The sequence below is a fragment of the Bradyrhizobium sp. Ken64 genome (assembly GCF_055807555.1).
Map to the genome: position 1 here is coordinate 193,330 of NZ_JBVVPA010000006.1, position 14,831 is coordinate 208,160.

The window sequence follows — 14,831 nt, forward strand, 5'->3', positions numbered from 1 at the left end:
CCACAGGAGAATCCGTTGGCCTATTCGAACACCCAACTTTTCATTGGCGGGAAATGGCGACCGGCTCATTCGGGCAGGGTGATCGAGGTCCGCAATCCCGCGACCGAAGAGGTGATCGGCACCGTCGCTCATGCCGGACAGTCCGATCTCGACGAGGCACTCGCCGCAGCCAGCGCCGGCTTCAAGATCTGGCGAAACGTTGCCCCCTTCGAGCGCTGCCGGATCATGCGCAAGGCCGCCGCGATCATGCGCGAGCGCAATGACGAGATCGCGCCGCTGCTCACGATGGAGCAGGGCAAGACTCTTGGCGAGGCCAAAATGGAGGCGATGGCTGCCGCGGACGTGATCGAGTGGTTTGCGGAAGAAGCCAAGCGCGCCTATGGCCGGCTGATCCCGGCGCGCGGCCCGGGCATCTACCAGATCGCGATGAAGGAGCCGGTCGGTCCGGTCGCGGCGTTCACGCCCTGGAATTTTCCGATCAATCAGGTCGTGCGCAAGCTCTCCGCCGCACTCGGCGCCGGCTGCTCAATCATCGTCAAGGCCCCGGAGGAGACGCCGGCCTCGCCCGCACAGCTGATCCGCGCGTTTGCGGATGCTGGCGTGCCAGATGGCGTCATCAACCTGGTTTACGGAGCTCCTGCCGAGATCTCTGAATATCTCATTCCGCATCCGGTGATCCGCAAGATCTCGTTCACCGGCTCGACGCACGTCGGCAAGCAGCTCAATGCGCTCGCGGGCCTGCACATGAAGCGCGCCACCATGGAGCTCGGCGGTCATGCGCCGGCGATCGTTTTCAAGGACGCCGACGTTACGTCGGCTGCGAAGATTCTGGCGGCAGCAAAATATCGCAATGCCGGACAGGTTTGCATCTCGCCGACTCGGATGCTGGTGCAGGATGACGTGTTCCGTGAATTCGTCGACACCTTTGTCGACAGCGCCAAGTCGTTCAAGGTCGGCAACGGGCTCGACCCCGAATCCAAAATGGGCTCGCTCGCCAATCCGCGCCGTGTCACCGCCATCGAAGGCATGGTGCAGGATGCCGTCGGCAAGGGTGCAAAGCTCGAGACCGGCGGCAAACGCGTTGGCAACAAGGGCCATTTCTTCGAGCCGACCGTGGTGAGCGACGTGCCGAAAGATGCGCGCGCCATGAACGAGGAGCCGTTCGGCCCGCTCGCGCTGATTTCGCGCTTCTCATCCTTCGACGAGGTGGTCGAGGAGGCCAACCGGCTGCCTTTTGGGCTGGCGTCCTACGCCTTCACAAGCTCGGCCAAGACGGCGGCCGCGATCGGTGCGGCGGTCGAAGCCGGCATGATGTCGATCAACAGTTTTGGTCTCGCGCTGCCCGAGGTGCCGTTCGGCGGCATCAAGGATTCCGGCTACGGTTCGGAGGGCGGCACCGAGGCGATGGAGGGCTATTTCAACACAAAGTTCATCAGCCAGACCGGCGTATGAACGCTGGACGATGCGCGGCTAGCGTTTGACGAAGACCAGATTGCAGGCGCGTGCCTCGTTGCGCTTGCCGGTGCCGCGAGTGCGGTCGAACTGTGCATCGACCGTAAAGGCGTATGGCGAGCCGGGCGCGAGATTGTTGAGGGTATAGGTGCTCGCCCCCGTCGTTCCGCGCGCGCTCAAGGTGGTCTTGCCGTCCGCCGGGATCTGGCCGTCGATCTCCAGCCGGTTGATGTTGTTACCGGGGTCCTGCGCCTCGGCATGAAACACGCCGTTCGTGACGGTGGCGGCCAGGGGCCTGGTGAAGCCCTGCGCCTTGCCGGAGGCCAGGCAGTTCAACGTCACGTCCCAGTTGCCGTCATAATCCTTGCTGCCGCCGGTCCGGCCGTTGCCTGAAGGCGCGAGCGCCACCTTCTGCTTCAGGCCTTCAATTCGCGCCTTGGCAAGCGTGGCGAAGATGCAATTGGGGAATCTCGTGAGATGGTCCTCGTAGGCACCAAGCGTGCCGATGCCGTCCGCGGCCTTCCAGTGCGCTTCTGCTGGCGCGCAAGGGTCAGCCCGGGATGCGGCTTGCGGCGCCGCCGGCGCCACCGTGACCGACACCGGTCCGTTCAGATAGAACTTGCCGATGATCGAGAGCGACAGCTCCGGGAGCTGGGTCTTGCCGCTGGAATCGTAGACGTCGCTGCTGATGTCGCGAAAGACTTCGCCGATCTCCTGCGGCTCCTCGATGTGCTTCAGGAACGCCGTCGTGTAAGGGCTGTTGCGACCGTTGCCATCGGCCGCGGTTTGCCCGGACTGGGTTGAGAACGACACGATCGTGCCGCGCGGTGCTTCGACCTTCGACAAGCCTCGCCCGATCGAGGCGGCGCGAGTCGCAGAGCGCTTCAGCATGTCGGCCAGTGGATTGTCGCGGCAGGAATCGAGGATGAGGATGCGCAGGTTCTTGGCCTGCTGCAGATCGTTCACGATGTCGTCGACCCGCACGAAGCGCTTCAGGTCGGCTTCGTCGCTCAGCACGGCGTCGACAGGCATCAGATAGTTCACGCCGTTGTACTGCATCGCATGGCCGCTGTAGTAGAACATCGCGACATCGGCTTTGCTCGCGGCGCGCGCGAAGCGGATGGTGAGGTCCTGCATGTCAGCCTGGCGCAGGTCGATGCCCTGGAGCACCTCGAAGCCGCTGCGCTTGAGCGAGGCGGCGACGTCTTCGGCATCGTGCGACGGATTGGGAAGCTTCGCCGTACTGGCATAGGCGCCATTGCCGATCACCAGCGCGACGCGGGTTTCTGCCGATGCCGGCGCAAGGAAAAGCCAGCAAGCCAGGAGGGCGAGACAGAGTCTGGCGAGGCAAAATCTGGCGAGGCAAAATCTGGAAAGAGCACGCATGAATGCCTTCCAAGGAAATGTAGAAAAATATCCCTCCAGATTAGCGCATGCCGCGCCGACATCAATGCCCCGCCAGAGAAAACGCTTGGATTTCGCGGCCGTGACATCCTGTCACGCCGGGCTCGCCGCCATCGTCTTGCGCACCGCCATTTCGGTCGCAATCGCGTCCCGTACGGCGGGCCGCGCCTGCATGCGCGCGAGATAGGTCGACAAGGATGGCCATTGCGCGATGTCCACGCCTGCGGGACGAAGCAGCAGCAAAGCCCAGGTGAGGTGGGCATCCGCGACTGTAAAACTGTTGCCGACGAGGAATTCGCGGCCCTCAAGGTGCGCGGATGGCACCGATAATGTCTGCGTGATCCTTGCACGCGGCTTGGCGAGCGAGGCGTCGTCCTTGTACCAGAAGGTCGGAAACAGGAACGCCTTGTGGATCTCGGCCCCGATGAAGCTGAGCCATTCCTGGAGCCGATAGCGGTCGGGATCGCCGAATGCGGGTGCAAGGCCCGCCTGCGGCTTCAGATCGGCGATGTATTGCAGCACCGCCGAGCTTTCTGTCAGCCGTTCGCCATTCTCCAGCACCAGGACCGGCACCGCGCCCTTCGGCGAAACGCCGAGGAAATCGCTGCCGTCGTCGACGACCTGCTTGGTCTGGAGACGGACCGGATGATAGCGCGCATCGAGGCCCGCTTCCATCAGCGCGATGCGGCTCGCTAGCGAGCAGGCCATCGGCGAGAAATAGAGTTGCAGCATCGCCCACGCTCCTTCAGGTCAACGTCTCGGTTTGCGCGATGATCGCAAACCGGTCCGACAATTCGGCCAGGGCGACCTCGTGGATGGTCCTTGCGGAGAGCGCTCCGCCGCGGCCGTCGGGAAGATCGCGTGTGGCACAGGCATCGGCTGCGATCGTCGTGCGCAGGCCGAGGTCGAGCGCGGCGCGGGCGGTCGAGCTGATGCACATATGGGTCATGAAACCGGCCAGCACGATGTTCGTGCGTCCGGTTGCGGCCAACTGGCCCTGCAGGTCGGTGCCGGCAAAAGCGTTCGGTAGCGCCTTTTCGATCACGGCTTCGCTGGCGAGCGGCGCCAGCTTGCCGACGATCGCGCCGCGCGCGGCCTCGCGGTCGAACAGGCTGCCGGCACGTCCCTTGTGCGCGATATGGAAGATCGCGGCGCCGCTCGCCCTCGCGCGGGCGAGCAGACGCGCGGCGGCGGCGATCGCGGGCTCCGCATCCGGCAAGGCGAGCGGGCCGGCGCAATATTCGTTCTGGATGTCGATCAGCACGAGGCAGGAATCGGCGAGCCTGGGCGGAGTGAGATCGGCGCCGGACAGTTCAAGCAGGGTTTTAGGGGCGGTCATGCGGGTCGGGCCTTCTTGGGGAATATCGGATGGCGCGACACTAGCGTGGTGGCGCCCTGCCAATGTGCAGGACTATTGCAGCATATGGCTGCAAATTTGCAGGCACCGGTCGCGCCTGCTAGGCTCATCACCATGAATTGGGACGATCTGCGCATCATCGCCGCGGTCAGGGACGAGGGCACCTATGCCGGCGCCAGCGCGCGGCTGCGCATCGACGAGACCACCGTCGGCCGCAGGCTCGCACGCATCCAGCGTGATCTCGGCGTGCCGCTGTTCGATGCGGTGGACGGCCAGCGCCGGCCGACGCGGAGTTGCGAGGCGGTGCTGGCGCATGTCGAGGCGATGGCCGCACATGCCGCCGAGATCGGTCGCGTCGGCGAGAGTCTGGCAGGCCCGGTGGGACGCCTGCGTATCGCCTCCACCAACACGGTCGCCGAGGAGGTTCTGTCGCCGCGCGCGAGCGACTTCCTGCGCGCCAATCCCGGCCTGACGCTGCAATTCCTCACCTCGAGCGAGAACGTCAAGTTCTCGCGCTGGGAAGCCGATCTCGCTATCCGGCTGCGCAAGCCCGACAAGGGCGACTTCGCGATCTCCAGGCTCGGTGATGTCAAGCTCTATTATTTCGAGCCTGTCGCGACCGAGGGCGAGCCGGTGCTGTGCGCCTATCCGGACGAACTCGGTGCCATTCCCGAGATGCAGTTCCTGCGCACGAAGAAAGCCCGCGCGCGCTGCGTCACCGACAACGTTCGCGTCATCCGTAATCTGATCCGCGCGCATCAGGCCGCGGGTGTGTTGCCGGAGCACGTCTGCGCCGACTTGCTCGGCGATCGCCGCCTGCGCGCCACGCTGCTGCCTGGGCGCCGCGACGTCTGGCTGCTGGTGCAGAACCATCTCAAGCGCGATCCGGCGACGCGGCTCACCATCGAATGGATCCGCCGCTGCTTCAGCGATCTCGCGCGCGGCTGATTGCGGCGTGAACGCGATCCGTGCGCGGCGCGACCAAGTTATGGGATTGCGCGCGCGCAAAGGTTGCGTAATCTCGCGACGACGACGGGCTTGATTAGGGCAGGCGCATGACCACTCTTCAGGAAACCATCCACCCGCAGGCCAAAGTGCGGGAATGGAAGGCGATCGTCATCCTGATCCTCCTGATCCCGGTGCTGTGGTCGCCGCCGTTCCTGTTTCGCATCTTCCTGTTTCAGCCGTTCAACATCCCGTCCGGCTCAATGACGCCGACGCTGGTCGTCGGCGACTACGTCTTTGCCGCAAAATATGCCTATGGCTATGGCCGCTATTCGTTTCCCTTCGCGCCGTCATGGATCTCCGGGCGTGTCCGGGCCGCCGAGCCCGAGTATGGCGACGTCGTCGTATTCCGGACGCCAAAGGACACCTCGGTCGACTATGTCAAGCGCGTGGTCGGGCTGCCCGGTGATCGCATCCAGATGCGGCAGGGCCAACTCATCCTCAACGACCGCCCGGTGACGCGCGTTGCCCTGAAGGCGGTGGTGGCCGGCTCCACCTGCGGCGTGGATGACGGTGCGAAGGCCAAGCGCTGGCGCGAGACGCTGCCGAACGGCGCCTCCTACGTCACGCAGGACTGCATCGACAACGGCTACTACGACAACACCGACGTCTACACCGTGCCGCCGGGCCATTTCTTCGTGCTCGGCGACAATCGCGACAACTCGAGCGACAGCCGCGTGATGTCGTCGATCGGATTCGTGCCGATGGACAATCTGGTCGGCAAGGTGACGCGGATATTCTGGTCGCTCGACCAACACGGCGAGCCGCACATGGAGCGGCTGGGGAAGGTGTGGTGATTCGAGTTCGTCATTCCGGGGCGGCACGAAGTGCCGAGCCCGGAATCCATAACCCCAGGCAGGTGTGATGGCCTACTACGTCTACATCCTTGCAAGTAGGAAGTACGGCACGCTCTATATTGGAGTAACCAACGATCTCGTGCGTCGCGTGTACGAGCACAGGACTAAAGCCGTTCCCGGCTTCACAACGAAGTACGGCGTCAACAAGCTCGTCCTGTTCGAGATCTTCGACATCGCCGTAACTGCCATTGCCCGCGAGAAAGAGCTCAAGAAGTGGCGGCGCGACTGGAAGACGCGGCTGATCGAGGAGCAAAACCCGAACTGGGATGATCTCTATCCCGGGATAGCGAACTGAGGCTCGTGGTTATCGATTCCTGGCTCGCGCTTCGCGCGCCCCGGAATGACACCGAATAACAAAAACCCCGGCATCGCTGCCGGGGTTTCGCATTTTGTCGTTTGCCGGAATGGCTGGATCAGAAATCCATGCCGCCCATGCCGCCGCCCGGGGGCATCGCCGGACCGGCGCCGCCCTTCTTGGGCAGCTCGGCGACCATGGCTTCCGTGGTGATCAAGAGAGCCGCAACCGAGGCTGCGTTCTGGATCGCGGTACGGACCACCTTGGTCGGGTCGATGATGCCCTTCTTGACGAGGTCGACATATTCGCCGGTCTGGGAGTCGAAGCCGTAGGCGTACGACTTGTTCTCGAGGACCTTGCCGACGATGACGGAGCCGTCTTCACCGGCATTGATCGCGATCTGGCGAGCGGGCGCGGAGAGCGCCTTGCGCACGATCTCGACGCCGGTCTTCTGGTCGTCGTTCTTGGTGCGCAGGCCCTTGAGCTGCTCGGAGGCACGGAGCAAGGCGACGCCGCCGCCCGGGACGATGCCTTCTTCCACAGCCGCGCGAGTCGCATGCATCGCGTCATCAACGCGATCCTTGCGCTCCTTCACCTCGACCTCGGTCGCGCCGCCGACGCGGATCACCGCGACGCCGCCAGCGAGCTTGGCAAGACGCTCCTGGAGCTTCTCACGGTCGTAGTCCGAGGTGGTTTCCTCGATCTGCGCCTTGATCTGAGCCACGCGCGCTTCGATGTCGGCCTTCTTGCCGGCGCCGTTGACGATCGTGGTGTTCTCCTTGTCGATCATCACCTTCTTGGCGCGACCGAGCATGTTGAGCGTGACGTTCTCGAGCTTGATGCCGAGATCTTCCGAGATCGCCTGGCCACCGGTCAGGATCGCGATGTCCTGCAGCATGGCCTTGCGGCGATCACCGAAGCCCGGAGCCTTGACGGCAGCGACCTTCAGGCCGCCACGCAGACGGTTCACGACCAGGGTCGCAAGCGCTTCGCCTTCGACGTCCTCTGCGACGATGACCAGCGGCTTGCCGGTCTGCACCACGGCCTCGAGCAGCGGCAGCAGCTCGTTCAGCGATGAGAGCTTCTTCTCGTTGATGAGGATGTAGGCGTCGTCCATCTCAACGCGCATCTTGTCGGCGTTGGTGACGAAGTAGGGCGAGATGTAGCCGCGGTCGAACTGCATGCCCTCGACGACGTCGAGTTCGGTCTCGAGCGACTTGGCTTCCTCGACGGTGATGACACCCTCGTTGCCGACCTTCTTCATGGCGTCGGCGAGGAACTTGCCGATCTCTGCGTCACCGTTGGCCGAGATGGTGCCGACCTGGGCGATCTCGTCGTTCGAGGTGACCTTCTTGGAGTTCTTGACGAGGTCCGCAACGACGGCTTCGACCGCGAGGTCGATACCGCGCTTCAGATCCATCGGGTTCATGCCGGCGGCAACCGACTTGGCGCCTTCGCGCACGATCGCCTGGGCCAGCACGGTGGCGGTGGTGGTGCCGTCGCCGGCCGCGTCGGCGGACTTGGAAGCGACTTCGCGCACCATCTGCGCGCCCATGTTCTCGAACTTGTCCTCGAGCTCGATCTCCTTGGCGACGGTGACGCCGTCCTTGGTGATGCGGGGAGCGCCGAACGACTTGTCGAGCACGACATTGCGGCCCTTCGGACCGAGCGTGACCTTCACCGCGTTGGCGAGAATGTCGACGCCGCGAAGCATCTTGTCGCGCGCATCGACGGAGAATTTGACTTCTTTAGCTGCCATCTGGATTTTTTCCTTAGGTGTTTAACTGGATGAGAGAGGGGCTCTTAGGCCGCCTTCTTCTTGGAAGCGGGGACGTCGAGGACGCCCATGATGTCGCTTTCCTTCATGATCAGCAGGTCGACGTTGTCGATCTTGACCTCGGTGCCGGACCACTTGCCGAACAGCACGCGGTCGCCGACCTTCAGGTCGATCGGGATCAGCTTGCCAGCTTCGTCGCGGCCACCCGGGCCGACGGCGACGATCTCGCCCTGCGAGGGCTTTTCCTTCGCCGTGTCGGGAATGATGATGCCGCCAGCGGTCTTCTCTTCTGCGTCGATGCGCTTGACCACGACGCGGTCGTGAAGCGGACGGAAATTCATGCAGTTCTCCTAAGCTTTTGCACGAGTTGGAAATTTTGGATTGTTAGCAGTCTGTGCCGGCGAGTGCTAGCACAGGCACAGCTGAGATAAGGCAGGATTTTGGCGGGAGCAAGGGCTTGTAGCAGAAAAATAGCACTCGGAAGCGCCGCCTGCCAAAATCTCTTTCCATCGTTAATCGCGCTCGGCGCCCGTATTAGCACGGAGCTGTATCTGCTGCTAACGCATTGAATTTCAACAGCTTGTTAAACTTTTGGGCTTGAGATGGATTGTCAGTTTGCGTCACATTTCTCTCATGTGAGCGCATCAGCAGCGGGTGGCTCTTAAGGCGCACCGGAAAGCCACCCCTTGAATGCGCTCCTGCAAAGGAGGTTGGCATGGGCTTGCGGAGTGGAGCCGTTTCGGACGATTTCCGGAAACAGCTGCTGGGTTACGGAATGACGACCGCGCAGATTCTCTATCGGATGCCGGATCATCCCTCACTGCTCCAGACTTACGTCTGGCAGGACTACGACATGTTTCCGAAATTTCCGGCGCTGAAGGATTTCCTGGCGTTCTGGCAGGAAAAGCTCGACGGACCGCTTCACTCGGTGACAGTGGCGCATTCCAAGCTGATCAAGCCGGCCGAGTTGCGCGCGGTGGACGGCGTGTTCCGGCTGCATTGAAGGCGAGCGCGGGGCTGCAGGGTGGGTTGCCGTCAGCGTAACCCACCATGCTTCAACGGTTGCGGAAAGAAGTGGTGGGTACGTTAGCGCTAACCCACCCTGCGATTTCGCATTCTGTGCTAGCCTCTCCCCATAACAAAAGGGGAGACCGCCCATGGCCAAGAAAGCAAAATCGCGTAGCGCATCGCAGGCGGCGGTGAAGAAGCGAAGCGGGGCCAAACCCGCCGCACGATCCTTGGCGCGCAAGGCGGTGAAGGCGAAAGCTCGCGCGACACCGGCAAAGTCATCCGTCAAGAAACCGGCGCGCCCCAAGCAGCGCATTGCGATCAGCCATCACCGCGAGGAAGACTTCAAGGCCGACGGTCTGCGCACCTACGCGAAGTATCGCGATCTCGGCATCGCCGCCGCGAGCCACGGCCTCGCGCAGGCGCACGTGATCCGGCTGCAAGGCCCTTGCAATCCGGACGAGGTGTCGAAGCTGCACTTCCACGACGTCGAATTCCAGATGGTCTACGTGCTCAAGGGCTGGGTGAAGACCTATATGGACGGAGAGGGCGAGACGCTGATGAAACAAGGCAGCGCCTGGACCCAGCCGCCGAAGATCAAGCACATGATCCTGGACTATTCGGACGACGTCGAGCTGCTGGAGGTGATCCTGCCGGCGGAGTTCAGGACCGTGGAGTTGAAGGCGTAGGCGAGGCGGAGATCAGCCGCCGTCGTTGCAATAGCGTTTCCACATCGCGCGATAGGCATCGTCCACCGCTCGCGCGTATGAGACGGGGTTGCCGGCGGCGGCAGCCCTGATCTGTCCGGGCAGTTCGCCGCGCAACTTATCGAGCTCGCCGATCTGCGACCCACGGCTCGCTGCGATTTCGACGTAGGCCTCATCGCTATCCGCGACCCACTCCGGCAGGCCCAGCGCGGTGAGGATGGAGCCGGCAGCACGGCTCGGCAGGCTGTGACCGAGCTTCGCCACCACCGGCACGCCCATCTGCAATGCTTCCCACGTGCTGACGCCGCCATTCTGGGGGAATGGGTCGAGGCCAATATCGACGCGATTGAACGCTGCCAGATGTTCGTCTCGTGACGTGGCTCCGAGCAGATCGACGCGTTCGGCCGGCAAACGGCAAGCGGCAAACCGCGCCAGTAGATTGTCGCGGACCAGCTGAGCATCCAGCGCAGTATCCTTGATCAGCAGTCGCGATCCCGGCACCCGCTCGAGAATCCTGGACCACACTTCCACCGCCTCGTTCGAAATCTTGCTGATGCGGTTGAAGACACCGAATGTGATGAAGCCGTTCGCAATCGCCGGCGTCGGCGCCCGCGCAATCCCGGCCGGCAGCGGCGCCAGCGTCACAAAGCACGGCAGGTCGACGATGGTCTCCGCAAACAGATGTCGAACCGCGACAGGAATCGCGACGGGGTCGGAGAATAGATAATCGATCGTTGGCAGCCCGGTCCCGGTACCGTGGCCCCAGCCATGCGCCTGAACAGGTGCCGGCTTGCGCGCAAACACGCCGAGGCGGTTTCCGCTGGTATGGCCGGACAGATCGATCAGGATGTCGACGCCATCGGCCCGGATCTGAGCGGCGAGGCGATCGTCGGACCATTGCGAGGCGTCGCGCCAGCGATCGGCCATCCCCTGAAATTCGCGGGTCGTCGCATCCGTTTTCACTGAACACGCGTAGCAGACGATCTCGAATCGTGCCCGATCGTGGTGCTGCAGGACCGGCTTGAAAATGAACGCCGCCGAATGTGCGTGAAAATCCGACGAGACATAACCCAGTACCAGACGGCGATCCGGATCTCGGCTGTTCTCATGCGGTGCCGCCGCTGCCGAGGCGATCTTCGCACCGATCTGCTCCCACCATACATGTCGCGCTTGCTGATGCTGCGCAACGCTGGCGTCGGCGATAAAATCGAGGGTGAATATCTTGCTCGAGATCGTGCTCTGATCAGGCTCGATGTCGATAGCTCTGTCGAAACTGGCGAGGGCTTCGTCGACCCGGCCAAGTGCCGCGAGACATTGTCCGAGCAGGCTGTGGGCCTGAGAGAAGCCGGGATCGGCCGCGAGAGCCTTCTCGCAATCGGACAATGCTTCGGCAACTTGCCGGGTCAGGAGCAAGATACTGGCCCGCCAGAGCCATCCATTCGCGTCGTCGGGTGCAAGCGCGATTGCGCGATTGCAATCCGCCATGGCTTCGTCAAATCGCTGAAGTTCTCGCAAAGCAACGGCGCGGGTCGACAGCGCCGAGGCATAGTCAGCCTTGATCGATAGCGCGCGGTTTAAGCTTGCGATAGCCTCGTCATAGGCGCGCACACGGCAGAGCGCCCAGCCACGGCCGTTATGGGCTTCGGAAAGTTTTCCGTCAATTGCGAGCGCCTTGTCGTAGCTCTCGAGCGCTTCCTGGTAAAGCTCGAGGGCCGCGCTCGCGTTACCGAGATTAGACAAAGCCAAGGCGTAGTTGGGTCGCAAGGCGAGGGCCTTTCGATAGCTCTCGCGGGCCTCATTGTGACGTTTTAGCCCGTTGAGCGCGACGCCCAGGCTCATATGAGCTTCGGCAGATCGCGGATCCACGGCAACCGCTCGGCTCAGCAGAACTTGGGCTTGCCGATAGTTTTTGGCTTCAGACTCCAGGGCGCCCAGCAAATGCAGCGCTATGAATTGGTTGGGCGCAAGCTCCAGGAGTTCGCGATAGGCCGTCTTGGCCTCGCGGAGAAGTCCTGCCTTATGCAGCTGGAGGGCGCCCGCTAGCAACGGCCCCACCTCTGCTTTTTGCCGTTTCTGAAGCCGCGAGTTTTGAAATGCACGCTGGCCGACGCTGTCGCTCATGAATCAATTCCACCCGAATCTCCCGACGAGATTAACATGGAAGGATTGTTCGGATTGCGCTGCGCCCCATCGGAGCGACGAGGACGCCAGCCTCACACAAGCTTCACGTCAGCACCCCCACCACCGCGCCCATCAGACACGTCGTCAGCGTCCCCGACACGATCGACTTCAGCCCGAGCGCGTTGATTTCCTCGCGCCGTTCCGGCGCCATCACGCCGAGACCGCCGATCATGATGCCGAGACTGGCGAAATTGGCGAAGCCGCACATCGCATAGAGCATGATCAGGCGCGAGCGCGGATCGAGCGTGCCGGGCGGCAGCTTCGAGAAGTCGACATAGGCGATCAGTTCGTTGAGTACGGTTTTCGTGCCCATCAGGCTGCCGGCGGTGATCGCTTGGTCCCACGGCAATCCCATCAACCAGCACACCGGCGCCATCATGAGGCCGAGCAGGCGCTGCAACGAGATCGCGGCGCCGCCGATATCAGGCAGCAGGCCGAGGATCGCATTGACGAGGTAGACCAGCGCCACCAGCACCAGCAGCATGGCGACGATGTTGATCAGCAGCTCGATCCCCGCGCCGGTCCCTTTCACGATCGCATCCATCGTGCCGGAGACTTCCATGTCGGGATCTTCCAGTGCGCCGCCGGTGCGCTTGTCGGATGTCTCGGGCACCATGATGAGGCTGACCAGGATCGCGGCCGGCGCGCCCAGCACCGAGGCGATGACGAAATGCGCCGCTGCGTCGGGAATGAGGGGAGCAAGGAGCGTCGCATACAGCACAAGCACCGTGCCGGCGATGCCGGCCATGCCGCCGGTCATTACCAGGAATAACTCGCTGCGGGTCATCCGCGCGAGATAAGGCCGCACGAACAGCGGCGCCTCGACCATGCCGAGAAAGATGTTGGCGGCGGTCGAGAGCCCGACCGCGCCACCGACGCCGAGCGTCCGCTCCAGCAGCCACGCCATGCCGCGCACGATCGGCGGCAGCACACGCCAATAGAACAGCAGCGTCGTCAGCACACTCATGACCAGCACGATCGGCAGCGCCTGGAAAGCCAGGATGAAATCGGCACCCGGTGCTTTCAGGTCGAAGGGCAGGGGACCGCCGCCGACATAGCCGAATACGAAGGAGGAGCCGGCGCGCGAGGCCGCCGAGATCGCGCCCACGGCGTCGTTGATGGCACCGAAGGCGCGCGCGACGATTGGCACCTTCAGGAGAACGATCGCGGTGACGAAGGTGGCGACGAGGCCGATCGCCGCCTGGCGCAGCGAGGCCGCGCGGCGATTCTCGCTCAGTGCCAGGGCGATCAACAGCAATGCGAAAACGCCGAGTGCCGATTGCAGCCGCAGCATGATGCCCCCAAACCCCGATGATTATGGCCACCCCTGCGTTGCAAACGCAATGCCGGGAGATTGGCGGGGCGTCACGCTGTTGACAAGCAGGTCCGCGTCAGCCACGCGGAGCACGTCGACATCAGGAGCCGGATAGTCCGAGCGTGACCGAAGAGGCGATGCCAGACCAGCCAATATCGGGAAACCCGCCGGTCAGTGCCCGCGCGCTCCTCTCCCATCGCGCCTTCCTGTTCTTCCTGCTCTCGCGCAGCCTGTCGCGTTTTTCCAGCCAGATCGCGGCGGTCGCGATCGGCTGGCAGATCTACGACCTCACCGGCTCGGCCTTCGACCTCGGCATGGTCGGTCTCGTGCAGTTCTTGCCCACGGCGCTGCTGGTGTTCGTCGCCGGCCATGCCGCCGACCGCTACGAGCGCAAGCGCGTGGTTCAGCTCTGCCAGTTGGTGGAGGCGGCGACCGCACTCTATCTCGGCATCATCACCTATCTCGGCTTGGTCAGCGAAGTTCAGATTTTCGTGGCAACCTTCGTGCTCGGCATTGCCGGAGCCTTCGAAAGTCCGACCACTGCCGCGCTGCTGCCGGCGATTGCGCCGCAGGGCTCGCTCCAGCGCGCCACCGCTGTCTCCAGTGGTGCGGCGCAGGTCGCGACCATTACAGGGCCGGCGCTCGGCGGTTTTGCCTACGCGGTCGCGCCGCATCTTGCCTACACAGTGATGGTGCTGTTCTGGATCCTTGGGATGATCCTGACCGGCTTCATCCGGCCGCGACCGCAGGCCATCGCCAAGGATATGGCGGGCGCCGACAATATCTTTGCCGGCGTGCGCTTCATCCGCAGCAATCCGGCGATCTTGGGCACCATCTCGCTCGATCTGTTCGCGGTGCTGTTCGGCGGCGTCACGGCGCTGCTGCCGATCTATGCCCGAGATATCCTCCAGACCGGCCCGATGGGGCTCGGGATCCTGCGCGCTGCGCCCGCGGTCGGCGCGCTGCTGATGACCCTGGTGCTGGCCCGTCACGCCATTTCGCGGCATGTGGGCCTGCGCATGTTTCAGGCGGTGATCGTGTTCGGCGTCGCAACGATCGTGTTCGCGCTGTCGTCCTGGATGTGGCTGTCGGTGCTCGCGCTCGCCGTTCTCGGCGCGGCCGATACGATCAGCGTCGTGATCCGCTTCTCGCTGGTGCAGCTCGCGACCCCCGACGAGATGCGCGGCCGGGTCGGTGCGGTGAACTTCCTCTTCATCAATGCCTCCAACCAGCTCGGCCAGTTCGAGAGCGGGGTTGCCGCCGCACTGTTCGGCGCCATGCCGGCAGCCGTGCTGGGCGGCGTCTGCACGGTCGCGGTGGCGCTGCTGTGGATGAAGCTGTTCCCGAGCCTGCGGCAGGTGGAGAGGCTGGAGTAGGAGCAGCAATCCAGAATCTTGCCGCGGTGGTAGTCTGGATTGCTTCGCTGCGCTCGCAATGACGATTGTTGAAGCAGTGGTGAGATTTAGCCGACCT

14 protein-coding genes are annotated in these 14,831 nt (G+C 63.4%); 7 read left to right on the forward strand and 7 right to left on the reverse strand.

Features of this window, described 5'->3' with window-relative positions:
- Positions 1–15 precede the first annotated feature (15 nt).
- Entirely contained in the window at positions 16–1,452 is a 1,437-nt protein-coding gene (locus tag AC0L2F_RS13270; RefSeq protein ID WP_473248647.1) for an NAD-dependent succinate-semialdehyde dehydrogenase, read from the forward strand.
- An 18-nt stretch (positions 1,453–1,470) separates the two neighbouring features.
- On the opposite strand, the gene AC0L2F_RS13275 is transcribed toward AC0L2F_RS13270, so the two are convergent.
- From AC0L2F_RS13275 to AC0L2F_RS13285, 3 genes are all read right to left on the reverse strand, one after another.
- Positions 1,471–2,838, reverse strand: coding sequence for a caspase family protein (locus AC0L2F_RS13275; RefSeq protein ID WP_473248648.1), 1,368 nt, complete (start codon positions 2,836–2,838; stop codon positions 1,471–1,473).
- A gap of 111 nt (positions 2,839–2,949) precedes the next feature.
- A complete protein-coding gene (locus tag AC0L2F_RS13280; RefSeq protein ID WP_473248649.1) occupies positions 2,950–3,588 on the reverse strand; it encodes a glutathione binding-like protein in 639 nt (212 codons plus the stop codon).
- Positions 3,589–3,601: 13 nt separating this feature from the next.
- Positions 3,602–4,195, reverse strand: coding sequence for a cysteine hydrolase family protein (locus AC0L2F_RS13285; protein WP_473248650.1), 594 nt, complete (start codon positions 4,193–4,195; stop codon positions 3,602–3,604).
- Between the two features lie 132 nt (positions 4,196–4,327).
- Between AC0L2F_RS13285 and AC0L2F_RS13290 the strand changes: the two genes are divergently transcribed.
- From AC0L2F_RS13290 to AC0L2F_RS13300, 3 genes are all read left to right on the forward strand, one after another.
- Complete coding sequence (locus AC0L2F_RS13290; RefSeq protein ID WP_473248770.1) at positions 4,328–5,161, forward strand: LysR family transcriptional regulator; 834 nt, start codon at positions 4,328–4,330, stop codon at positions 5,159–5,161.
- 107 nt (positions 5,162–5,268) lie between these two features.
- Entirely contained in the window at positions 5,269–6,015 is a 747-nt protein-coding gene (gene lepB / locus AC0L2F_RS13295; RefSeq protein ID WP_473248651.1) for a signal peptidase I, read from the forward strand.
- Positions 6,016–6,082: 67 nt separating this feature from the next.
- Positions 6,083–6,370 carry a GIY-YIG nuclease family protein gene (locus tag AC0L2F_RS13300; RefSeq protein WP_473248652.1) on the forward strand — a complete coding sequence of 96 codons (288 nt, stop codon included), beginning with the start codon at positions 6,083–6,085 and terminating at the stop codon, positions 6,368–6,370.
- A 118-nt stretch (positions 6,371–6,488) separates the two neighbouring features.
- Here AC0L2F_RS13300 and groL read toward each other — a convergent pair whose 3' ends face one another.
- Together groL and AC0L2F_RS13310 are read right to left on the reverse strand one after the other, a co-directional pair.
- Positions 6,489–8,129, reverse strand: a complete 1,641-nt coding sequence (gene groL / locus AC0L2F_RS13305) for a chaperonin GroEL (protein WP_007602475.1) — start codon at positions 8,127–8,129, stop codon at positions 6,489–6,491.
- A gap of 44 nt (positions 8,130–8,173) precedes the next feature.
- A complete protein-coding gene (locus AC0L2F_RS13310; RefSeq protein ID WP_007611913.1) occupies positions 8,174–8,488 on the reverse strand; it encodes a co-chaperone GroES in 315 nt (104 codons plus the stop codon).
- A gap of 374 nt (positions 8,489–8,862) precedes the next feature.
- On the opposite strand from AC0L2F_RS13310, the gene AC0L2F_RS13315 reads away from it, so the two are divergent.
- The gene (locus AC0L2F_RS13315) at positions 8,863–9,150 is read left to right on the forward strand and encodes an usg protein (RefSeq protein WP_007611911.1); all 288 of its coding nucleotides are present in this window, start codon (positions 8,863–8,865) and stop codon (positions 9,148–9,150) included.
- Between the two features lie 154 nt (positions 9,151–9,304).
- Complete coding sequence (locus AC0L2F_RS13320) at positions 9,305–9,844, forward strand: cupin domain-containing protein (protein ID WP_063995830.1); 540 nt, start codon at positions 9,305–9,307, stop codon at positions 9,842–9,844.
- 12 nt (positions 9,845–9,856) lie between these two features.
- On the opposite strand, the gene AC0L2F_RS13325 is transcribed toward AC0L2F_RS13320, so the two are convergent.
- Entirely contained in the window at positions 9,857–11,983 is a 2,127-nt protein-coding gene (locus tag AC0L2F_RS13325; protein ID WP_473248653.1) for an O-linked N-acetylglucosamine transferase, SPINDLY family protein, read from the reverse strand.
- Positions 11,984–12,086: 103 nt separating this feature from the next.
- Positions 12,087–13,337, reverse strand: coding sequence for a NupC/NupG family nucleoside CNT transporter (locus AC0L2F_RS13330; protein WP_473248654.1), 1,251 nt, complete (start codon positions 13,335–13,337; stop codon positions 12,087–12,089).
- A 158-nt stretch (positions 13,338–13,495) separates the two neighbouring features.
- Between AC0L2F_RS13330 and AC0L2F_RS13335 the strand changes: the two genes are divergently transcribed.
- Positions 13,496–14,734 carry an MFS transporter gene (locus AC0L2F_RS13335; protein WP_473248655.1) on the forward strand — a complete coding sequence of 413 codons (1,239 nt, stop codon included), beginning with the start codon at positions 13,496–13,498 and terminating at the stop codon, positions 14,732–14,734.
- Positions 14,735–14,831 lie beyond the last annotated feature (97 nt).